Here is a 20984-nt window from a genome sequence, read left to right as displayed (position 1 = left end):
TCGTGTTCCCGTCTCGTCGCCGGTGCCGCTCACGATACGCCGCGGCGGCGTCACGACCTCGTGCTCGTGAAGGCCGAGGTGTCCATGGCGAGCTCCTCGGCGTCGAGCCCGAGCAGCACGCGCCTCATGACCTCCTCGTCGAGGGCCCCGGCGTCGCGCTCGCGCAGCACCACCTCGCGGCGTTTGGCGAGCAGCTCGCGTCGGATCGAGCCGAGCGCCTGGGGCGCCGCTCGACGGCGGGCGCGCTGGGCGGCCGTCGCCCCCGAGACGTCCCGTTCGTCGGCGTCGTCGACGGCCGTGCGCTGCAGCGCCTCGTTCTGCCGCAGCAGCCGCGTGGTCGCGAGCAGGACGGCGCGTTCGGTGAGCTCGGGACCCCAGCGCTTCTCCCAGTCGGCACGCCGTTCCGCGACGTAGGCCATGGTCTCGTCCGTGCTCGTCGCGAAGACCGCCAGCTCGGCGGCGAGGTCACGGTCGCGCTGCGTGTCGTCCCGGACGCCGAGCACCCTGATGACGACCGGCAGCGTGAGCCCCTGCAGCAGGAGGGTGCCGACCGTGACGATGAACGCGATGAGGAACATGGTGTCGCGCGCCGGCACGGGGATGCTCGACTCGGTGACGGCCGGGATCGACACGGCGGCGGCGAGGGTCACCACGCCCCGCATGCCGGTCCACGAGATGACGCTCAGCTGTCGCCAGTCCATGCGGGGTTGCGGGTGGTAGCGCAGCGTCCGCAGAGCCGGCGCCCGCCGCAGCCGGCGGAGCGCGGGCACCCGGCGGAGCTTCCGCAGCACCGTCGAGAGAAAGAGGTACCGGCCGGCACGGGCCGCGTGGTAGGTGCCGAACACGAAGACCGGGCGCACGAGGACGACCACGGCGAGGACGGCGAGGGCGACGCCGACGCTCTGTCCGAGGCCGCGCTCGCTCTCGCTGACGTCGAGCACGACGGCACGCAGCTGGAGGCCGATCAGGGCGAACACGAACCCCTCGAGCAGGACGTCGGCGGCGGACCAGAACGGGCGCTCCTGCAGCCGGGTCGCGTAGCCCGTGCGGGGTGAGTTGAATCCGACGTAGAGGCCCGCGGCCACGACCGCCAGCACGCCGGAGCCGCTCAGCTCCTCGGCGGCGATGTACGCGATGAACGGCAGCAGCAGGCCGATGACGTTCTCGACCACGGGGTCGTCGATCCGCATGCGCACGCGGTGGGCGACGAAGCCGAGGACCAGACCGACCGCGACGCCGACGCCGATCGCGAGGCCGAAGATGCCGAGGTCGTCCCAGAGCGTGAGGCTGGCACCGCCCACGATCGCCAGGAACACCTTGACCAGGGTGAGCGACGCGGCGTCGTTGATCAGGCTCTCGCCCGACAGCACGGTCATCACCTTGCGCGGCAGGCCGAGCTTCCGGCCGATGGCGGCCGCCGACACGGCGTCGGGAGGCGCGACCACCGCCCCGACGAGGAGGGCGGCCGGAAGGGTCATGTCGGGGATCATCACGTAGGCGACGCCCCCGACGGCGAAGGCCGTCACGATCACGGCACCGACCCCCAGCCGGGCGATCTGCACGCGGCTCTCCCGGAAGTTCAGCAGCGAGACGTCGAGGGCGGCCGAGTAGAGCAGCGGCGGCAGGACCACGGTCAGGATGACCTCGGAGTCGATCTCGATGTCGGGCACGCCGGGGATCAACGACACGAGCAGGGCGACGCCCACCGTCAGCAGGGGGGCGGGCAGGCCGCGCCAGCGGGCGAAGGCGGTCACGACGAGCGACCCGGTCAAGATGATCAGCAGCTCGCCGAGTTCCATGTGAGCCGGGCTCCGTCCAGTCGTCGGGGCAGCCGTGCGATGTGCATCGACTGCAAAGTCCCGACCATCCTCCCAGGCACCCCCTAGGAGAACGTCGGGTGAACGGCCCCGGTCGACCGTCCGACCACCCGTAGCATCGCTCCGTGACCGCACAGCCCCGGGCGACCGTCCCGGCCCCCGACCTCGTCCGCACCACCCGCTCGGGCGAGGTCCGCGGCGTGCGGGAGCGCGGCGTGCTCGCCTGGCGCGGCATCCCCTTCGCCGCACCACCCGTGGGGCGCCTCCGTTTCCGGGCCCCCGAGGCGCCGGCGGCGTGGACGGGCGTCCGCGACGCCGGCCGGTTCGGACCCGCAGCCCCGCAGGACCGCGTGCAGTTCGTGGGCGTCGACGCCACCACCCCGCTCAGCGAGGACTGCCTGACGGTCAACGTGGTCGCACCGGAGGGCACGGCACCGGGCGACGGGCTGCCCGTCCTCGTGTTCGTCCACGGAGGCGCGTACAGCGTGGGGTCGTCGCGAGAGTTCCCGAGACAGGGCGAGACGCTCGTCCGTGAGGGCGGCATCGTCTACGTGAGCCTGAACTACCGGCTGGGCGCCTTCGGCTACCTGGACTTCAGCCACTGGGCGACCGAGGACCGCCCGTTCGACTCGAACCTCGGGCTGCGCGACCAGGTCGCCGCCCTCGAGTGGGTCCGCGACAACGTCGCCGCGTTCGGCGGCGACCCCGGCCGGGTCACCGTGTCGGGCGAGAGCTCCGGCGGCAACGCCGTGACGACCCTCATGACGGTGCCGCGCGCTCGCGGCCTCTTCCGGGGGGTCGTCGCCCAGAGCGCACCGCCGAACGCCATCTACCCCCCGGACGTGACGCGGCGCTGGGCGGGCGAGTTCCTCGAGCTGCTCGCCCACGACCTGCGCGACGACGACCTCGAGGCCACGAGCGTCGACGACGCGGCGACGATGCTCGCCGAGGCACCGACGACGGCGATCGTCCGGGCCGCCAGCCGGTTGCAGTTGCGCACCCCGGACGAGGATCCGGGGACGATCTGCTTCAGCCCCGTCATCGACGGCGACTTCCTGCCCGAACGCCCGCTCGACGCCTTCAAGGCGGGCCGGGCCCACCCGGTGCCTCTGATCATCGGCACGAACGACCGCGAGGGGTCGGTGTTCACCGGCCGCCGCGACATCCTCGCCACGACGAAGCCCCGCATCCGGGCCATCTTCGCCGCGACCGAGAAGAAGGCCCGGAAGGCGATCAAGAAGCACTACCCGGGGCTGCCCGCCCGCCCGGCCGCCCTCGACTTCGGCGGTGACTACGCGTTCTGGTTCCCGAGCGTCAAGGTGGCCGAGCGGCACGCGGTCCACCAGCCGGTCCGGTTCTACCGTTTCGACGCCACGACGCGCATCCTCCGCACGGTCGGGGTGGACGCGTTCCACGGTCTCGAGCTCTGGGCGATCTACGACCGGATGGGCTCCGCGTTCGGGTGGGCGATGAGCCTCCTGGGCGGCCGTCGGGCGTTCCTGCGCACGGCGGCGCGGACGCGTTCCCGCTGGCTCGAGTTCGTCCGAACCGGGGCGGTCGCCGACTGGCCGACCTACGACCCGCACCGCCGACGCACCCTCATCATCGACGCCCGCGACCGCGTCGAGCACGATCCGCGGGGCGAACGGCGACGGGCCTGGCAGGACTTCGTCCCGCACGTGTGAGGCGCGCCCCGGCCGCGCGACGGTCCGCGTCACCCGCCGTTCACCGGGATGTACCCCGCAGGTCACCACCGAGTTGACCCGCGTCCACCCACCTGTGACACTCAGGCCGGTGGACATCACACTCATCGTCGTCCTGGTCATCGCGCTGGCTCTCTTCTTCGACTTCACGAACGGGTTCCACGACACGGCCAACGCCATGGCGACCCCGATCGCGACCGGCGCGATGAAGCCCAAGGTCGCCGTCACGGTGGCCGCGATCCTCAACCTCGTCGGCGCCTTCCTCAGCACCGAGGTCGCGAAGACCGTCTCCGGCGGCATCATCCGCGAGGGGGACGGCGGGGTGCAGATCACCCCCGAGATGATCTTCGCGGGCCTCATCGGCGCCGTCGTCTGGAACATGTTCACGTGGCTGCGAGGGTTGCCCTCGAGTTCCTCGCACGCCTTGTTCGGCGGGTTGATCGGTGCGGCGATCGTCGGTGCCGGCATGGGGTCGGTGGACTTCGGCGTCGTGCTGTCGAAGGTCGTCCTGCCCGCCCTGCTCGCGCCGTTGATCGCCGGCGTCGTGGGGTACACCGCCACGCGGCTCGCCTACACGATCACCCGACGCCGCGACGACAAGAGCGAGCGCGGCGGGTTCCGCTACGGCCAGATCTTCACGTCGTCGCTGGTCGCCCTCGCGCACGGCACGAACGACGCGCAGAAGACCATGGGCGTCATCACGCTCACGCTGATCGCGGGCGGGTTGCTCACGCCCGACTCTGGCCCGCCGTTCTGGGTGGTCGTCGTCTGCGCGTTCGCCATCGCCCTGGGCACCTACACCGGCGGCTGGCGCATCATCCAGACCATGGGCGGCGGTCTGACCGAGGTCAAGCCCACCCAGGGCTTCTCCGCCGAGGCGTCGACGACCGCGACCGTGCTGGCCTCCAGCCACCTGGGCTTCGCGCTGTCGACGACGCAGGTCGCGAGCGGCTCGATCATCGGTGCCGGCCTCGGACGCCGCGGCTCGAAGATCCAATGGGGCACCGCCGGCAAGATCGTCGTCGCCTGGTTCATCACGTTGCCCGCCTCGGCGGCGGTCGGCGCCGTCGCGGCCCTGATCGCCACGCTCGGCGTCGCGGGGCTCGTGATCGACGCCGCCGTCGGTGCCGTCGTCATCGCGGGGATCTTCGTCATCTCCCGCCGCCGGCCGCACGACCAGGGCTCGGCCATCGAGGTCGACGTCGCCGCCACCTCGGTGCTCTCGCGCCGCCGTGCCCGACGCGCCGTCCGCAAGGGCCGCGTCGACACTCCCGCGTCCGGGGTCGAGGCCCCGTTCGTCCGCATGGACGACCCACCCGAGCCCGTCCCCGCCCCCCGGGGTCCGGTCCCGACCGACGACGAGGTGCGCTGATGATCGACTGGTCCGCCTTCCTCGTGGTCGCGCTCGTGGCGCTCTTCTCCGCGGCCGCCCTCGTCTCGCTCTACTCGCTGGGCCTGCGCCTCCTGACCGTCGAGGGCCGCACGCCCGTCCGCACCGCCGCGGGGTACGCCTGCTTCGTCGTCTGCGCCCTCGGCGTGCTGTACGGCATCTACCTCATCGTCCCGGGTTTCCACCGCTGACCCTCGGCCACCCCGGCTCGTCTCGTCCCCAGGGCGGGACCCCTCTCGGACGGCCGCCCCGCGCCTCCGCGGGAACGGCCCGTCGGCGGTCCCGCCGGTAGGCTCGACGGAAGCGTCCGGTCGACGACGACCGGGCCCCGACTGACGACGGAGGCTCACCACACGTGACGACCGAGACAGCAGCACCGACCCGCACCGAGACCGATTCGTTGGGCAGCCGCGAGGTGCCCGCCGACGTCTACTGGGGCATCCACACCGCCCGGGCGCTCGAGAACTTCCCGATCTCGCAGCGGCCGATCTCGGTCTATCCCGACCTCGTCACGGCCCTCGCCCTCGTGAAGCAGGCGGCGGCCCGCGCCAACGTCGAGATCGGCGTGCTCGACCCGGTCAAGGCCGAGGCCATCGAACGCGCCTGCGAAGAGATCCGCGGGGGCGCGCTGCACGACCAGTTCGCCGTCGGGGTCATCCAGGGCGGCGCCGGCACGTCGACCAACATGAACAGCAACGAGGTCATCGCCAACCGCGCCCTCGAGCTGCTCGGCCACGCCAAGGGCGAGTACCGCCACCTGCACCCGATCGACGACGTCAACCGCAGCCAGAGCACCAACGACACCTACCCCACCTCGATCAAGATCGCGATGGTGCTCACCCTGCGGCGCCTCCTGGTCGAGCTCGACCTGCTCGCCGACTCGTTCGCCGCCAAGGGCGCCGAGTTCCACGACGTGCTCAAGGTCGGCCGCACCCAGTTGCAGGACGCCGTGCCCATGACCCTCGGGCAGGAGTTCACGGGCTTCGCGCACACCCTGGCCGAGGACGTCCAGCGTCTGCGCGACGTCGTGCCGCTGCTCGGTGAGATCAACCTCGGCGCCACGGCCATCGGCACGGGCATCACGGCGGACCCGCTCTACGCCGACGCCGTCCGGCGACACCTCAGCACGCTCTCGGGCATGGACCTCGTCACGGCCCCCGACCTCATCGAGGCGACGAGCGACACCGGCGTCTTCATGACGCTGAGCGGCGCCCTCAAGCGCAGCGCGATCAAGCTGTCGAAGATCTGCAACGACCTGCGGCTGCTCTCGTCCGGTCCGCAGGCCGGCATCAGCGAGATCACGTTGCCGCCGCGCCAGGCGGGGTCCTCTATCATGCCGGGCAAGGTGAACCCGGTGATCCCCGAGGTGGTCAACCAGGTCGCGTTCTCGGTGGCCGGGGCCGACGTGACGGTCACGATGGCCGCCGAGGCCGGCCAGCTCCAGCTCAACGCGTTCGAGCCCGTGATCACCCACTCGGTCATGCAGAGCCTGCAGTGGATGACCTACGCCTGCCAGACCCTGCGGATCAACTGCGTCGACGGGATCGAGGCGAACCGCGCCCGCCTGACCCAGCAGGTCGAGACGAACGTCGGCAGCGTCACGGCGCTCACGCCCTACATCGGCTACACGGCGGCGGCGGCCATCGCCCACACGGCGCTGACGACCAACGCGGCGATCGCGCCCCTCGTCGTCGCGGCCGGCCTCATGACCGACGAGCAGGTGCGCAAGGTGCTCTCGCCCGCCCGACTCTCGGGGCTCGCGCCGATCACGAGCGCCATCACCGTCATCGACGTCGAGGACCCCGCCGCGGCGGTGGCCCGGGCGGCCAACACGACGGGCGCCCGCAACCCGGGCGACGAGACCGCCGGCTGACGCGACCACGTCGGGGAGGCGCGGTGCCGGTCGACCGGCACCGCGCCTCCTCGAGGCGCGGCCTCTACGACGTCGAGGGGGCGTGGGTGGTCGGGTCGACCTGGTCGGCGCGCTGGGCGGCCTGCGGCCGTTCGTCGGCCGGCCGGTCTCGATCACCCCGGAGGTGGACGCGCCGGAGTTCGTCGGGTTCGAGCACGCCGCCGTTCTCGCGCAGGGCACGCTCGCGGATCGCCCGGCCCACCCGGACGTCCCAGGCGAGGTTGCGAGCCAGGATGTGGTTGCGCGCCGTGTCGCGGAGCGGCAGGGGGATGACCTCTTCGGCCTGCACCCCGCGACGGAGCTGGCGCATCCGCAGGATTTCGCTGTCGAGCTCACCGCCGATGACGAGCACGAAGTTGCTGATGTACGCGTAGAGCAACACGACCACGACGCCGCCCACCCAACCGTAGAAGCGGTCGTAGTTCGACACCGTCGCGACGTAGACCGCGAAGCCGACCGTGGCGAGCGCCCAGCCGCCGAGGGCGACCATGGCGCCGTACGACACCCAGCGCAGGCGCGGTGGCCGCACGTTGGGCGTGAAGAAGTAGAGCATCGCGACCGACAGCACGGCCAGGGCGACGAGCACCGGCCACTTGACGACGTCGTAGAGGTCGGTCCAGGGGCGGCCGATGCCGAACCGTGCGGCCACCGCGTCGCTCAACGTGGGCGTCACCAGCAGGATGACGGCGATGACGGCGAACGACACCATCAGGACGAGCGTGACGATCATCATGTGGCCGCGGAACTTCCAGATGCGGCGCCCCTCCTCGACCTCGTAGGCCGTGTTCATGGCCCGGCCGAACGCCGTCGTGTAGGCCGACAGCGACCACAGCGTGAGCCAGAGGCCGATGCCGAACGCGACGCCGGGGTTCGACAGGCTGAGCATCTGTTCGAGCGGCCAGCGCAGGGTGTCGATCGCGTCGGGGGTGAGGACGTACCGGGCCACCGAGAGGATCTCGTCCACGGCGTCACCGTCGTCGACGAACAGCGCGACCCCCGAGACGAGGGCGAGCGCGCCGGGCACCAGGGCGAGCATCGAGAAGAAGGTGAGCGACCCGGCCGCGTCGATGGTGCGATGGCGCAGGAAATCGTGCCAGACCCGCATCACCACGTACCGGACCAGCGACGGGTCCTCGGGCAGGGAACGCGTCGAGGCCATCCTGCGAGATTACCGGGCCGTCCGGCTCGTCGCGGCCCGCCCGCAGGCTGCGCCGACCCCGGCGTCAGGCTGCGCCCGCAGGCTGCGCCGACCCCGGCGTCAGCCCGTAGGGTCGGGGGATGACCTGGTCCGATCCCCGCGGCGTCGGACACGACGCGTACGGCCGCCCGCTGACGCCGTACGCCGACCCCTCCTCCGTCACCCCGGGGGCCGCTCCCGGGTGGTCGGCGCATGCTCCCGCGGTCAACCCCGAGCCGGTCTGGTACCCCGTGCAGCCGGTCTTCGTCCAGCCGACGCCTCGCCGCCGGGTGGCCAGTGCCGTGGCGCTCGCCGTCGGGTTCACCGTGATCGGCACCTTCGCCCTGGCCGTCGGCCTGTACTTCCTGATCTTCGTCCAGCCCGCCGTCCTGCTGGCCGGGAGCCTGCTCGCCTTCGTCCCGTTGGCCATCGTCCTGGTCGGCATCTGGTTGGTCGACCGCTGGGAGCCCGAGCCGCGCGTGGCGCTGCTCTTCGCCTTCCTCTGGGGTGCGGCGGTCGCGGTCGGCACCGCACTGATCGTCGACATCGCCCTCACGACGGCGCGGTCGGTGCTCGGGGTCCGCTCGAGCGGGCTCGAGGACGTGCTCGGGGCGGTGGTCCAGGCGCCCCTCGTCGAAGAGGGGGCCAAGGGGCTCGGCGTGCTGCTGGTCCTGTGGATCTTCCGACGCCACTTCGACGGCCCGGTCGACGGCATCGTCTACGCGGCGACGGTCGCGGCGGGCTTCGCCTTCGTCGAGAACATCCAGTACTTTGCCCTGCAGGTCGGGGAGGACCTGGCCACGGGCAGCCAGGGCCTCGCCTACGTCTTCTTCGTGCGGGCCCTGATGTCGCCGTTCGCCCACGTGATGTACACGGCCTGCACGGGCTTCGCCCTCGGTCTCGCGGCACGGCGGACGGGCCCGTACGGCGCGATCGGCTGGTTCTTCGTCGGCCTCGTCCCCGCGGCGGGACTGCACGCGCTCTGGAACGGTGCCCTCTTCGTGGTCGGCGACGGCTTCTTCGTCTACTACCTGCTCGTGCAGGTGCCGATCTTCGTGGCCATGGTGTTGCTCGTGGTGTTCCTGCGACGCAACGAGCGGAGGGTCACCCACGACCGGCTCGCGGAGTACGCCGCGGTCGGCTGGTTCAGCGCCGACGAGGTCGGCATGCTCTCGTCGAGCGCCGGTCGCCGCCGCGCGCGGTCGTGGGCCGCGTCACGGGGCATCCGACCCGCCATGAAGGTCTTCATCTCGAATGCGACGCGCCTCGCCTTCACCCGCCAGCGGCTGGTGAAGGGCCGCCGCGCGCTCGACGAGGCCGTCCAACGCGACGAGGCCGAGCTGCTGCAGGCCCTGACCGCGAGTCGCGTCGCCCTGCAGGCTCCACCGACGGCCTTCGTCGGGTACCCGCAGCACCCGGGGTGGCCGTCGCAGGTGACCGGGCCGCCGCACTCGGGCCCCGGGTGGTGACGCGCTCGCGACGGCGACGGCGACGGCGGTGACGGCGGCAGCGGCGACCGTGGCCGCCGCCGCGGGTCAGGGCGTCGGCGCCTCCGCGTCGTAGCGTCCGAACGCGGGCGTCAGCCGGGCCACGAGCGCGACGAGGGCGACGACCACCAGACCGCCGAGCAGCGGCGGCCAGAAGACGGCGATGCCCGCGACGAGTCCGACGAACAGGTCGCCGACTCGCGGCCCGCCCGTGACCACCACGATGAAGATCCCCTGCAGGCGGCCCCGCATCGCGTCGGGCGCGGCCGACTGGAGGATGGTCGAGCGGAAGATCGAGCTGACGTTGTCGCTCGCACCCGCTCCGGCCAGCGCGAGGGCGGCCCCGCCGAGGGCGGCCAGGTTCGCCTGGTCGAGTCCGGCCGTGACGCCGCCGCCGTGGGCCGGCGTCACGAGCAGCACGACGCCGAAGGCGGCGATGCAGAGACCGTAGGCGGTGATGGCCCACCGCACGGCGACACCCTGTCGGCGCACGTGGCCGAGGCGTCCCGAGAACACGCTGCTCAGCAGGGCGCCCACCGCGAACGAGGCGGAGAGGACGCCGACCGTCACCGCGCCTCCTCCGATCACGAGCGTGCCGACCACCGGGTAGAGGACGCGGGGCATCCCGAACGTCATCGCGACGACGTCCATGACGAAGGTCGTCCGGATGTTCGGCGACCGCTTCAGGAACGCCAGGCCGAAGCGCAGCGACTCGAGCCCCGGACGCTGGGTCTCGCCCTCGGGACGGATCGGGGGCAGCGTGACGATCCCGAGGAACGCCGTCGAGAACAACACGACGTCGACCGTGTACGTCAGCGGGAACCCCACGCCCGCCACGAGCACGCCGGCCAGGGCGGGCCCGACGGTGAGCATCAGACCCATGCTGATGCCGCTCAGCGCGGAGGCGGCGGGCAGCAGCTCGCGGGGCAGGAGGCGCGGCACGATCGAGGCGCGCGAGGTCGCGATCATCGTGCCCGCCACGGCGTTGACCGTGGTCAACAGGTAGAGCAGCCACACCTCGTGCAGCCCGAGGTACGCGTGCAGCGCGATGGCCGCGGTCGAGAGCCAGGCGAAGACGGCGGCGACGAGCGCGACCTTCCGACGGTCGAAGGCGTCGGCGAGCATGCCGCCGTAGAGGCCGGCCAGGATCATCGGGACGAGCGAGACGACGCCGACGAGCGCGACGGCGAAGGTCGACCGGGTGATCTCGAAGATCTCGAGCCCGACGGCGACGAGCGTGAGCTGCGTCCCGATGCCACTGATCGCGCTGCCCGCGAAGAGGCGGGCGAAGGCCGGGCTCGTCCGCAGCGGGGTGACGTCGACGAACAGCGGGCGACGGGCGGGCGCGGCGGGGCCGGACGGCGGAGGCGGAGGCGGGGTGGCGGACAAGCTGCCATTCTTGCCGATCGTGCAGGTTTCCGCAGGCTGCGGCGGCCGCGGCGGCCGCGGCGGAGCCCGATCGATTTGGCGTCCCGTCACCGTCGGAGTAGCGTCCATGTGTTCGCATCGATGACGTCATCTCGGTGCGGATGTCGGGTCGGCTCCTCGAGCCTCGCAGGGAGGACGCGAGTGGCCGACCCGCCCCCTCGGCCCGTCGGTGGTTGGATGGTCGGCATGACTCACGATCCCCAGACCAAGCCCGAGATCGACGCCCCGATCGGCCCCGCCCCCACCGAGCTGACGATCACCGACATCACCGTCGGCGACGGAGCCGAGGCGCAGTCCGGCTCGACCGTCAACGTCCACTACCTCGGCGTCGAGCACGACTCCGGCGAGGAGTTCGACTCGTCCTGGAGCCGTGGCGAGGCCATCAACTTCCCGCTGCAGGCCCTGGTCCGCGGGTGGCAGGAGGGCATCCCCGGCATGAAGGTCGGCGGACGCCGCGAGCTCGTCGTGCCGCCCCACCTGGCCTACGGCCCCGCCGGCGGCGGGCACCCGCTCTCGGGCAAGACGCTCATCTTCGTCATCGACCTGCTCGGCGTCAGCTGATGACGGTCGCCCCCTCGGTCGGCCTCAACGACGGGCGCACCCTGCCGCAGCTCGGCCTCGGCACCTACGGGCTGAACGGCGACGAGGGCACGGCGCAGGTCGTCCAGGCGATCTCGTCGGGCTACCGTCTGCTCGACACGGCGCTGAACTACGGCAACGAGGCGGCCGTCGGGGCGGCCATCCGCGAGACCGACGTGGCCCGTGACGACCTGGTCGTCACGACGAAGCTGCCCGGCCGACACCACGGGTTCGACGAGGCCCTCGCGAGCTTCGACGAGAGCCGGGCGAACCTCGGCCTCGACTTCGTCGACCTCTACCTGATCCACTGGCCCCTCCCGCGCATCGACAAGTACGTCGAGGCGTTCAAGGCCTTCGTCCGGTTGCAGGAAGACGGCCTCGTCGGCTCGGTCGGCGTCTCGAACTTCACGGCCGAGCACCTGCAGCGCGTCGCCGACGAGACGGGCGTGGTGCCCGCGGTCAACCAGATCGAGCTGCACCCGTACTTCCCCCAGGCCGAGCTGCGTGCCGTGCACGAGAGCATGGGCATCGTCACCGAGAGCTGGAGCCCGCTCGCGAAGCAGAGCGAACTCCTCACGGAGGCGCGGGTCACCGACATCGCGCGGGCCCACGGCAAGACGCCCACGCAGGTCGTCCTGCGCTGGCACGTCCAGCTCGGCGCGGTCCCCGTCCCGAAGTCGGCCGACGCCGGTCGTCAGCGCGAGAACCTCGACGTTTTCGACTTCGAGCTCACGCCCGACGAGGTCGAGTCGATCAGCGGCCTCGAGCGGGGCCGGCTGTGGGACGGCGACCCGCTGACCCACGAGGAGTTCTAGGCCCGGCTCCACCGCGGCCACCCCAGGAGGCGCGCTCGTCCCCCGAGGACGAGCGCGCCTCCTGCGTCCCGGGTCGGATTCCCGGGCCTCGCCGTCGGTGGTCGGAAGCTAGACTGGCGTGCCGACTTTTCCCGAAGGGTACGAACACCTGTTGTCATCCGAGATCGACCGCGAACGCGCCTATGTGGGCACCCTCTACGAACGCCTCGACGAGCTGAAGGCCGACGCCCGCGTCCGTCTCGAACGGACCCGCCGCGAGACCGTCGGCGGCAACCACCAGAGCCGCAGCGAGCGCGACGCCTACGCGCGCCTGTACGAAGACACCATCGTCCAGCTCGGCTCGGTCGACGAACGGCTCGCGTTCGGTCGCCTCGAGCTCGAGACGCCCGACCTGCTCGGCCAGACCGGCGACGTCGACCGCCCGGCCGAACCGGGCGAGGGCGGGCGGTACCGCTACATCGGCCGCATCGGCCTGCGCGACGAGGCCCACCACCCGATCCTGCTCGACTGGCGCGTCCCCGGGGCCAGCGCGTTCTACCAAGCGACGGCCGCGACGCCCATGGGCGCCCGGGCCCGTCGTCACCTGACCCTCGACGGCCGCACGGTCACCCGCCTCGAGGACGAGGTCTTCGACCCCGACCTGCTCGATCGCGACGACGTGCAGCTGCAGGGCGAGGGGGCGCTCATGGCCGCCCTGACCGCCCAGCGCACCGGCCGCATGACCGACATCGTCGCCACCATCCAGGGCGAGCAGGACCGGATCATCCGCTCTCAGCTCGACGGCGTGCTCGTCGTCCAGGGCGGCCCCGGCACGGGCAAGACGGCCGTCGCGCTGCACCGGGCCGCGTACCTGCTCTACTCGCACCGCGACCGGCTCAAGGGTTCGGGCGTGCTCGTCGTCGGGCCGTCGCGGTCGTTCCTGCGCTACATCGAACAGGTGCTCCCGTCCCTCGGCGAGAGCGGCGTCGTCCTGTCGAGCCTCGGCGGCCTGTACCCGGGCGTCGAGGCCCAGACCGACGACGCGCCCGACGTCGCCGCCCTCAAGGGGTCGGCCGAGATGGCCGAGCTCATGCGTCGCGCCGTCCGGTCGCGGCAGGTCCGCCCGGCCGAGCCGACGACCATCGACATCAACGGCGAACGACTCGTGGTGCGACCGGAGCTCGTCGGCGAGGCCATGCGCAAGGCCCAGGAGCGCGGCAAGCCCCACAACGTGGCCCGGGTCACCTTCAACAAGGCGGCCCTCTCGGCCCTGACGCGCCAGCTGGTCGACCAGATGCGCGAGCACGGCACGACCGTCGACGAGTCCGACGAGGCCGTCCTCCGGGAAGACATCCGGCAGTCGTACGACGTGCGCGTGCTGCTCAACACGGCCTGGCTGCCGCTCAGTGCCGAGAAGCTCGTCGAGGACCTCTTCGCCCGGCCGAACTGGCTCGCGTCGATCACCCCGCGCTGGACGCCCGAGCAGCGCGCCCTGTTGCGGCGTGAACGCGGAGCGGGCTTCACGGTGTCCGACGTGCCGCTGCTCGACGAGGCCGCCGAGTTGCTCGGCGAGTTCCAGACCGGTGTCGACCCCGAGCGCCTGGCCCGCAAGGCCCAGCGCAAGCGCGACATCGAGAACGCCGAGCGGGCGATCGAGAACATGGGCGTCGAGGGCATGGTCAGCGCCGAACAGATCGCCGGCGGCTTCGCCGAGCGGGCGGCGTCGATGACCACGGCCGAGCGGGCCGCGGGCGACCGTGCCTGGGCGTTCGGCCACGTGGTGGTCGACGAGGCGCAAGAACTCTCGCCCATGCAGTGGCGACTGCTCTCCCGGCGCTGCCCGCTGCGGTCGTTCACCGTCGTCGGCGACATCGCCCAGGCGTCGAGCCCGGCGTCGGCGACCTCGTGGGACCGCGCCCTCCAGGCCCTGCTCGGCCGTCGTCGCGGCGGAGGCGCCCAGGGCACGTCGGCTCCGTGGCGGCTCGAAGAACTGACCGTCAACTACCGCACGCCGGCGCAGATCGTCACCTACGCCGAGGGCGTCGCGACGGTGAGCGGTCTGCAGATCACCCCGAGCCGATCGGTGCGCTCGAGCGAATGGCCGGTGCGCGAGGTGACCGGCGCCTCCTCGAAGGACGACTTCGTCCGTGCCACCGTCGACGCCGTCCGGGCCGACCGGGCGATCGACTCCGAGGGCACGCTCGCGGTGATCGCCCCCGAGCAGGCCGTCTCGACGCTCGTCGAGGCCCTGTCGGCCGAGTTCGACGGTCTCGTGGCCGCCGGCACGGCGTCGTTGACCAAGCCGATCTCGGTGCTGAGCCCGGCGACGTCGAAGGGTCTCGAGTTCGACTCGGTCGTCGTGGTCGACCCCGAGCGCGTCCGACTGGCGAGCCGACGCGGCAACGCCAGTCTCTACGTGGCGATGACCCGGCCCACGCAACGCCTCACGGTCGTCTCGTAGGCCGGGTCGTCTCGCAGGCCGGGTCGGGGCGCCGGGGCCGGCCGGCTCGGCCTGTGCCGGCTCGGCCTGTGCCGGCTCGGCCTGTGCCGGCTCGGCCCCCGCGCCGGCTCGGCCCCTGACCCGGTCAGGCCCCGGCCACCCCGAACTCGTCGTCGAGGGCCGCCAACTCCCGGTCGACGCGTGCCCTCAGGGCGTCTTTCTCGACGGCGGGCAGCCAGCTGGCGTCGACGCCAGCGGAGGCCATCGAGCGCACCTGTTCGGCGGTGGCCCCGATCTGTTCGTGCACGATGCGGTACTCGGCGGCGAGGGTCGTCGGGAACATGCCCGGGTCGTCGGAGGCCGGCACGACGTTCAGGCCCGCCTCGAGCATGGCCTCGATGGAGGCGCGGCGCCAGGGACGCCACGACCGTCGCGAGGTCGTCGACACGACGGTGAACGCCACCTGCTCGTCGCGCACGCGCGCGACGACCTCGTCGTCCTCGAGCACGTAGTACCCGTGGTCGATGCGGTCGCAGCCGAGCTGGTCGAGGCACGTGATCGTGTTGACCGCCGTGGGGGAGTGCTCGGACGAGTGCGCCGTCCGGCCCAGCCCGGCCTCGCCCGCGAGTCGGTAGGCATCCACGAACCGCTCGGGTGGCCCGCTCGTCTCGAGGTTGTCGAGACCGATCCCGGCCACGTACTCGTGCGGGTGGTCCACCACCTGACGGACGAGCTCGAGGGCGTGCTCGCCGCTCCTGCTGCGGTCGATGCCCTGGATCATGCGCCCGGTCATGCCGAAGTCGCGCTCGGCGAGCCGGATGCCCTCGGCGTAGGCCTCCACCGAGCCGGTGTAGCCGAGCGACGCGAGGTGCGGCGGGACGGCGTCGAAGAACAGCTCGAGATGCCGCGTCGCACTCGCGTGGTGCGCGTCCTCGAAGGCCTCGTAGACGATCCGGGTGAGGTCGTCCGCGTCGCGGAGCACCTCGACGACCCAGTTCGAGGCCTGGAACAGCGAGTACGACACCTCGGGCTCGTCGACGCTGCGCCCCTGCGGCACGGGGATGCGCGTGTCGCGGTAGAGAGCCGGGTCGGGCGGGAGCGAGTTGATGTCGGCGAAGATCCGCTCGGGCTCGTCGGGCAGGTCGAGACCCTTGCGGCGGGCCAACTCGGCGAAGGTGCTCGCGCGGACCGTCCCGATCAGGTGGCAGTGCAGGTCGACCTTGGGCATGCGGTCCAGGTAGGCCGGGGGCAGGGTGGTGTCCGTCACCGCGAGGTCACCTCGCGGGCGAAGCGGTCGACCCAGTCCGAGCGGGTGGGGACGAGTTCGGTCGGGTCGAGGGTCGAGTAGCCCGCCGCGACCGGGTCGGCGGCGATGTCGCCCACGACGGCCTCGATCGTGTCGGGCACGGTGGCGCCCGGGGCGACCGGCAGGTCGCCGACGATCTCGGCGGACGAGGTCTGCGCCTCGACCGAGAGCAGGTGGTCGATGAACTGGTTCGCACCGTCGACGTTCTCGGCGCCGGTCGGGATCATCGCGCGGTTGGTGGCCATGTAGCGGCCGGTCGCGGGGGCCGTCCAGGCGATCGGTTCGCCGGACTCGACGAGGTCGGTCGCGAAGCCGCTCAGGGAGTCCGCGGCGACGATCTCGCCCTGCGTCAGCAGGTTGGTCACCTCGGTGGAGGAGCTGTAGAACTGCAGCACGCCGGGGGCCCACTCGCCGAGCCGGTCGAGGGCCGCGTCGATGTCGTAGGGTCCGTCGCCGTACTCCTCCGCGACGCCCGAGACCATCAGCTGGCCGGCCGTCACCGAGATGTCCGGCAGGGCGACCTTGCCCGAGAGCTCCTCTTCGCCGTACAGGCTCCACTGCGCGGCCTCGTCGGCGGTCAGCTCGTCGGTCGAGTACATCGTCCCGTTGAGCTGGTAGCTGTAGGCCGGGCCGAGGTACGAGTCCTCCTTCGCGAAGTCGGCGATCTCGTCGAGCGACGGCACGGCCGAGGCGTCCACCTGCTGGAAGAGGTCGTCCTCCTGGCCGAGTGCCGCGTAGTAGTCCGAGATCAGCATGACGTCCACGTCGGGCTGCCCGCCCGCGACCTGCAGCTGGGACAGGCGGTCGGAATTCGATCCGGTGTCGACGACCACCTCGATGCCGGTCTTCTCGGTGAACGGGTCGATGACGGCTTCCTGGAACTCCTCGACGCCGAACGGGAACGTGCTCACGGTGATCGTGTCGGCGTCGGGCTCGCCGCCGCCGTCGGCGGAGCAGCCGGCGAGCACGAGGGTCGTCGCGGCGACGCCGGCGACGATCGCCAGGCGGGTGCGGAGGGTGGAGGTCATGGTCGTGTCCTTTCGGGGCGGTCTCGGTGAGACCGGTCGGTGTGGAACGCGGGTGGGTGGGACGGTGGAGGGAAGAACCGAGGAGGCGCGCGCGGCTCCGCGCACCGGGCGGGTCAGTCGGCGAGGGCCACGAGTCGCGACGCCGGCGCCGAGACGGTCACCCGGTCGCCGATCGCGACCGTCTCGGAGCCCGTGCTGCGGACGTCCGACAGCAGGCGCACCTCGGCACCGGCGGCGTCGACGGCCTGCACGGTGACGAGCAGGTCGACCCCGCGGTACGCGACGTCGGTGACGACCCCGGCGAGCTGCAGGCCGTCGGGCACCGCGCCTCCTGCGGGGGTCCCGGGGACGACCCCGAGGTGCTCGGGGCGGATCGCGAGCAGCGTGCCGTCGGTCGCCGTGACGAAGTTCTCGTAGCCGAGGAAGTCGGCGACGAAGCGGTTCGCCGGGTTCGGGAACACGTGCTGGGGCGAGCCCTGCTGCATGATCCGGCCGGCCCGCATGAGGACCATGTCGTCGCTCATCTCGAGCGCTTCGTCCTGGTCGTGCGTGACCAACACGACGGTGAGGCCCGTCTCGCCCTGGATGCGGCGGATCTCGGCGCGCATCTGGACGCGAAGGCGCGCGTCGAGGTTCGACAGGGGTTCGTCGAGCAGCAACAGCTTCGGTCGGATGGCGATGGCGCGGGCCAGCGCGACGCGCTGTTGCTGGCCGCCCGAGAGCTTCTTCGGCTTGCTGCCGGCGAGGTGGGCCAGGCCGACCAGGTCGAGGGTCTCCATCACGCGACGGCGGCGCTCGGCGGTGTCGACGCCGCGCAGCTTCAGTCCGTAGCCGACGTTGTCGGCGACGCTCAGGTGCGGGAACAGCGCGTAGGACTGGAACACCATGCCCAGGTCGCGCTTCTCGGGTGGGGTGCGCGTGCTGTCGACGCCGGCGATGCGGATCGTCCCCGACGTCGGGGCGGCGTAGCCGGCGAGCATGCGCAGGCTCGTCGTCTTGCCACATCCGCTCGGGCCGAGCAGCGTCGTGAGCTTGCCCTCGGCGATCGACAGGTCGATCGAGTCGACGGCGGTGAAGTCGCCGAAGACCTGGCTGACGGCGACGAATTCTGCTGCGGTGCTCATCTGTTGATGCCTCCGAAGATCTTGGCGAAGCCGACGGTGCGTTCGGCGATGACGGCGATGACGACGGTGCCCGCGAGGATCAGCGTGGCCATCGCCGCGACCATGGGGTCGTAGCTCTGCTGCACGTAGTCGAGCATCGTGACGGGCAGGGTGCGGAAGTCGCGGCTCTGCAGCAGCAGCGACAGGGGCACGTTGTTGAACGAGGTGACGAAGCTGAGCAGCGCCGCCGAGAAGATGCCGGGCCGCAGCAGGGGCAGGGTCACCGTGACGAAGGCCCGCAGGGGAGACGCGCCGAGACCACGGGCGGCCTCCTCGAGGGCGGGGTCGGCCAGGGCCAGGGAGGCGCCGGTCACGCGGACCGCGTAGGGCAGCATCAACACGGTGTGCCCGATCAACAGCACGGGGAAGGCGTCGAGCCGGAACCCGATGACGAGCTGCTGGTAGAGCGCGAGCCCCACCACGAGCTCGGGCACGATCAGGGGCGACAGGAACAGCGCCTCGACGAGGCCCTTGCCCGGCAGCCTGCCGCGATGGATCGCCAGGGTCGCGGGGATGCCGACGAGCAGGGCGAGCACGGTGGCGATCAGGGCCAGCTGGAGGCTCGAGACCAGGGCCTGGGTGAACGGGTCGTAGCCGAAGGCGGCCTCGAACCAGCGCAGCGAGAACCCCTGGGGCGGGAAGCGCAGGGTGCGTTCACTCGTGAACGCGGTGGCGACGACGAAGAGGATCGGGACGATCATCACGACGTAGCCCGCGACGGCGAGCGTGCCGGCGACCGGGCGGCGGGTGGTCACGAGGTGGCTCCCTTCCGGGCGACGAGCGACGACAGGCCGGAGACGACGAAGACCAACACGGTCATGATCAGGGCGGTGGCCGAGGCCCCGGCCCAGTCGATCGTCACGCTCGAGTACGAGAAGAGCTGGGTGGCGAGCATGCGTTGGCCCGAGCCGCCGAGCAGGTACGGGGTCGTGTAGGCGGTGACCGAGCCCGCGAAGACGAGGGTGGCCGCGACGACGACGCCGGGCAGCGAGAGGGGCACGACGATGCTCCAGAAGGTGCGGGTGCGGCTCGCGCCGAGTCCGCGGGCGGCGTCGTCGAGGCCCGGGTCGACCTGGGCCACGGCCGAGTAGCACGAGATGATCGCGAGCGGCAGGAACAACTGGGTCAGGCCGAGGACGATCGCCAGTTCGGTGTAGAGCAGCTGCGGGGCCTCGTCGACCAGGCCGAGCGTGGTGAGCAACTGACCGATGGCGCCGTTCTTGCCGAGCACCACGAGCCACCCGAAGGTGCGGACGACGTTGCTGAGCAGCAGCGGGAAGATCGCCAGGGCGAGCAGGACGCCCGACCAGCGCGAGGTCGAGCGGGCCAGCAGGTAGGCGACCGGGAAGCCGAGGGCCACGCAGATGACCGTGACGACCAGGCCGAGCCCCACGGTCCGACCGATGATGCGCAGGTCGTACGGGTCGGTGAGCATCTGGCCGAGGCGGCCGACGATCTCGCCGGCGGTCACGCCGGGTGGGGCGAACAGCATCGCGAGCGACGGCACCGCGAATCCGATCAGCAGGAAGGCGAGGCCCGGCAGCAGCAACAGCAGCGCGGGTTTGCGGGACGTCACGGGTTGTCCTCCGATCGGTGTGGCCTCTGGGGGGATGCCGACCCCACCTCGGGTGAAACCGGTTACATCGACCCTAAAGGCGCTGATCGCCTGCGTCGGCCCCGCCGTGTAAACAGCTTGTTACAAGCGTCGGACCACCGCGCGGGACCGGTTTCACGGAGGCCCTAGGGTGGTGGGCATGACTGGGGCAGGGCGGCTCGCGACGCTGGCGGACGTGGCGACGCTGGCGGGCGTGTCGAAGGCCACCGCCTCTCGCGTCCTCAGCCGCCCCGAGCTGGTGTCGCCCGACACGGCCGGACGCGTGCTCGCCGCCGCCGAGAAGCTCGGCTTCGTGCCCAACCGGGCGGCCCGTCAACTGGCGAGGGGGCGCACGGGCGTGGTCGCGCTCGTCGTGCCGACCCTCGACAACGCGTTCTTCACGCCGATCATCGCCGGGGCCCAGGCCGCGGCGGGCGAGGCCGACCTCCAGCTGACGGTCGCCGTCCACCCGCTGGCCGAGGCGGGCGAGCTGGCGGCGTTCGAGCGGCTGTCGCACCAGGTCGACGGGTTCATCGTCGTCGCCCCGCGTGGGGCCGACGACGTCGTGCGGGCCGCGACCGGCCACAAGCCGACCGTGCTCGTCGACCGCGAGGTGGCCGGGGTGTCGTCGGTCGTCGCCGACACGGCGACCGCCTTCGGCTCGCTCGTGTCGCGCTTCGTCGCCGAGGGGCACGAGCGCGTCGTCTACCTCGGCGGGCCCGACGGCTCGTGGCAGAACACCCAACGCACGGCCGCGGTGGTCGACGCGGCGGCCGGCCGGGCCGAGCTGACGGTGCTGGGTCCCTACCCGTCGACCTTCGAAGCCGGCGTCCGGGCGAGCGACCACGTCCTCGCCTCCGGGGCGACGGCCGTCGTGCCCTACGCGACGGCCATCGGGCTCGGCCTGATGTTCGTCCTCCGTGCCGACGAGCACCGCGACCGCTCCGTCACGGTCAGCTCGGAGCGCATGGTCGTCGACGCCCTCGGTCTGGTCGGCGTCCCGGCGATCGACGTCGACGGCGAGCACCTGGGGCGGGTCGCGGCCGGCCGCCTGCTCGAGCTGCTGGCACCGGGTGGGCCGTCCGAGCCGACCTCCACGCGCCTCCCGGTGCCGGTCCGCTGGCCCTGACCTCGCCGACGGGCTGCGGAGCCCGACGCGGCTCGGC

The 20984-nt window shown here is 72.0% G+C and carries 17 protein-coding genes; 9 read left to right on the top strand and 8 right to left on the bottom strand.

Annotated elements, in window-relative coordinates:
- Positions 1–50 precede the first annotated feature (50 nt).
- Positions 51–1799 carry a cation:proton antiporter gene (locus tag IFT36_RS07935; RefSeq protein WP_056048167.1) on the bottom strand — a complete coding sequence of 583 codons (1749 nt, stop codon included), beginning with the start codon at positions 1797–1799 and terminating at the stop codon, positions 51–53.
- Positions 1800–1942: 143 nt separating this feature from the next.
- On the opposite strand from IFT36_RS07935, the gene IFT36_RS07930 reads away from it, so the two are divergent.
- From IFT36_RS07930 to IFT36_RS07915, 4 genes are all read left to right on the top strand, one after another.
- Positions 1943–3502 (top strand): carboxylesterase/lipase family protein, encoded by a 1560-nt coding sequence (locus tag IFT36_RS07930; RefSeq protein ID WP_159826849.1) that lies wholly within the window; start codon positions 1943–1945, stop codon positions 3500–3502.
- 109 nt (positions 3503–3611) lie between these two features.
- Positions 3612–4892, top strand: coding sequence for an inorganic phosphate transporter (locus tag IFT36_RS07925; RefSeq protein WP_123571804.1), 1281 nt, complete (start codon positions 3612–3614; stop codon positions 4890–4892).
- The gene (locus IFT36_RS07920) at positions 4892–5101 is read left to right on the top strand and encodes a hypothetical protein (protein ID WP_056048161.1); all 210 of its coding nucleotides are present in this window, start codon (positions 4892–4894) and stop codon (positions 5099–5101) included. The genes IFT36_RS07925 and IFT36_RS07920 overlap by 1 nt, the downstream gene beginning before the upstream one ends.
- Positions 5102–5265: 164 nt before the next feature.
- Positions 5266–6783, top strand: coding sequence for an aspartate ammonia-lyase (locus IFT36_RS07915; protein WP_056048158.1), 1518 nt, complete (start codon positions 5266–5268; stop codon positions 6781–6783).
- Between the two features lie 64 nt (positions 6784–6847).
- On the opposite strand, the gene IFT36_RS07910 is transcribed toward IFT36_RS07915, so the two are convergent.
- A complete protein-coding gene (locus tag IFT36_RS07910) occupies positions 6848–7981 on the bottom strand; it encodes a YihY/virulence factor BrkB family protein (RefSeq protein WP_123571803.1) in 1134 nt (377 codons plus the stop codon).
- Between the two features lie 119 nt (positions 7982–8100).
- Between IFT36_RS07910 and IFT36_RS07905 the strand changes: the two genes are divergently transcribed.
- Positions 8101–9468: a PrsW family intramembrane metalloprotease gene (locus tag IFT36_RS07905; protein WP_200412829.1), complete on the top strand. Its 1368-nt coding sequence runs from the start codon at positions 8101–8103 to the stop codon at positions 9466–9468.
- A 66-nt stretch (positions 9469–9534) separates the two neighbouring features.
- On the opposite strand, the gene IFT36_RS07900 is transcribed toward IFT36_RS07905, so the two are convergent.
- Positions 9535–10875: an MFS transporter gene (locus tag IFT36_RS07900; RefSeq protein WP_249408530.1), complete on the bottom strand. Its 1341-nt coding sequence runs from the start codon at positions 10873–10875 to the stop codon at positions 9535–9537.
- 225 nt (positions 10876–11100) lie between these two features.
- Here IFT36_RS07900 and IFT36_RS07895 point away from each other — a divergent pair, with 225 nt between their 5' ends.
- From IFT36_RS07895 to IFT36_RS07885, 3 genes are all read left to right on the top strand, one after another.
- Positions 11101–11475, top strand: coding sequence for an FKBP-type peptidyl-prolyl cis-trans isomerase (locus tag IFT36_RS07895; RefSeq protein WP_200412827.1), 375 nt, complete (start codon positions 11101–11103; stop codon positions 11473–11475).
- Complete coding sequence (locus IFT36_RS07890) at positions 11475–12308, top strand: aldo/keto reductase (RefSeq protein WP_200412826.1); 834 nt, start codon at positions 11475–11477, stop codon at positions 12306–12308. Before IFT36_RS07895 ends, IFT36_RS07890 begins: the two co-directional genes overlap by 1 nt.
- Before the next feature lie 118 nt (positions 12309–12426).
- Positions 12427–14748, top strand: coding sequence for a HelD family protein (locus IFT36_RS07885; RefSeq protein WP_307785061.1), 2322 nt, complete (start codon positions 12427–12429; stop codon positions 14746–14748).
- A 124-nt stretch (positions 14749–14872) separates the two neighbouring features.
- Here IFT36_RS07885 and IFT36_RS07880 read toward each other — a convergent pair whose 3' ends face one another.
- From IFT36_RS07880 to IFT36_RS07860, 5 genes are all read right to left on the bottom strand, one after another.
- On the bottom strand, positions 14873–15994 hold the full coding sequence (locus IFT36_RS07880) for an adenosine deaminase family protein (RefSeq protein ID WP_307785060.1): 1122 nt from the start codon (positions 15992–15994) through the stop codon (positions 14873–14875).
- On the bottom strand, positions 15991–17061 hold the full coding sequence (locus IFT36_RS07875) for an extracellular solute-binding protein (protein ID WP_200412825.1): 1071 nt from the start codon (positions 17059–17061) through the stop codon (positions 15991–15993). The genes IFT36_RS07880 and IFT36_RS07875 overlap by 4 nt, the downstream gene beginning before the upstream one ends.
- A 113-nt stretch (positions 17062–17174) precedes the next feature.
- On the bottom strand, positions 17175–18185 hold the full coding sequence (locus tag IFT36_RS07870; RefSeq protein ID WP_200412824.1) for an ABC transporter ATP-binding protein: 1011 nt from the start codon (positions 18183–18185) through the stop codon (positions 17175–17177).
- Positions 18182–18979, bottom strand: coding sequence for an ABC transporter permease (locus IFT36_RS07865; protein ID WP_233568518.1), 798 nt, complete (start codon positions 18977–18979; stop codon positions 18182–18184). Before IFT36_RS07865 ends, IFT36_RS07870 begins: the two co-directional genes overlap by 4 nt.
- Complete coding sequence (locus IFT36_RS07860) at positions 18976–19800, bottom strand: ABC transporter permease (RefSeq protein WP_307785059.1); 825 nt, start codon at positions 19798–19800, stop codon at positions 18976–18978. Before IFT36_RS07860 ends, IFT36_RS07865 begins: the two co-directional genes overlap by 4 nt.
- A gap of 178 nt (positions 19801–19978) precedes the next feature.
- On the opposite strand from IFT36_RS07860, the gene IFT36_RS07855 reads away from it, so the two are divergent.
- Entirely contained in the window at positions 19979–20947 is a 969-nt protein-coding gene (locus IFT36_RS07855) for a LacI family DNA-binding transcriptional regulator (protein WP_173152371.1), read from the top strand.
- Positions 20948–20984 lie beyond the last annotated feature (37 nt).

Source organism: Frigoribacterium sp. CFBP 13605, from assembly GCF_014839405.1.
Classification (GTDB): Bacteria; Actinomycetota; Actinomycetes; order Actinomycetales; family Microbacteriaceae; genus Frigoribacterium.
Note: the sequence above shows the minus strand (reverse complement) of the source record. Positions and strands in the feature narration are given on the sequence as shown.

Bases quoted from the DNA above. Each gene is read 5' to 3' on its own strand.
- IFT36_RS07935 (WP_056048167.1), bottom strand. From the start codon at position 1,799: ATGGAACTCGGCGAGCTGCTGATCATCTTGACCGGGTCGCTCGTCGTG.
- IFT36_RS07920 (WP_056048161.1), top strand. From the start codon at position 4,892: ATGATCGACTGGTCCGCCTTCCTCGTGGTCGCGCTCGTGGCGCTCTTC.
- IFT36_RS07910 (WP_123571803.1), bottom strand. From the start codon at position 7,981: ATGGCCTCGACGCGTTCCCTGCCCGAGGACCCGTCGCTGGTCCGGTAC.
- IFT36_RS07905 (WP_200412829.1), top strand. From the start codon at position 8,101: ATGACCTGGTCCGATCCCCGCGGCGTCGGACACGACGCGTACGGCCGC.
- IFT36_RS07895 (WP_200412827.1), top strand. From the start codon at position 11,101: ATGACTCACGATCCCCAGACCAAGCCCGAGATCGACGCCCCGATCGGC.
- IFT36_RS07890 (WP_200412826.1), top strand. From the start codon at position 11,475: ATGACGGTCGCCCCCTCGGTCGGCCTCAACGACGGGCGCACCCTGCCG.
- IFT36_RS07875 (WP_200412825.1), bottom strand. From the start codon at position 17,061: ATGACCTCCACCCTCCGCACCCGCCTGGCGATCGTCGCCGGCGTCGCC.
- IFT36_RS07870 (WP_200412824.1), bottom strand. From the start codon at position 18,185: ATGAGCACCGCAGCAGAATTCGTCGCCGTCAGCCAGGTCTTCGGCGAC.
- IFT36_RS07855 (WP_173152371.1), top strand. From the start codon at position 19,979: ATGACTGGGGCAGGGCGGCTCGCGACGCTGGCGGACGTGGCGACGCTG.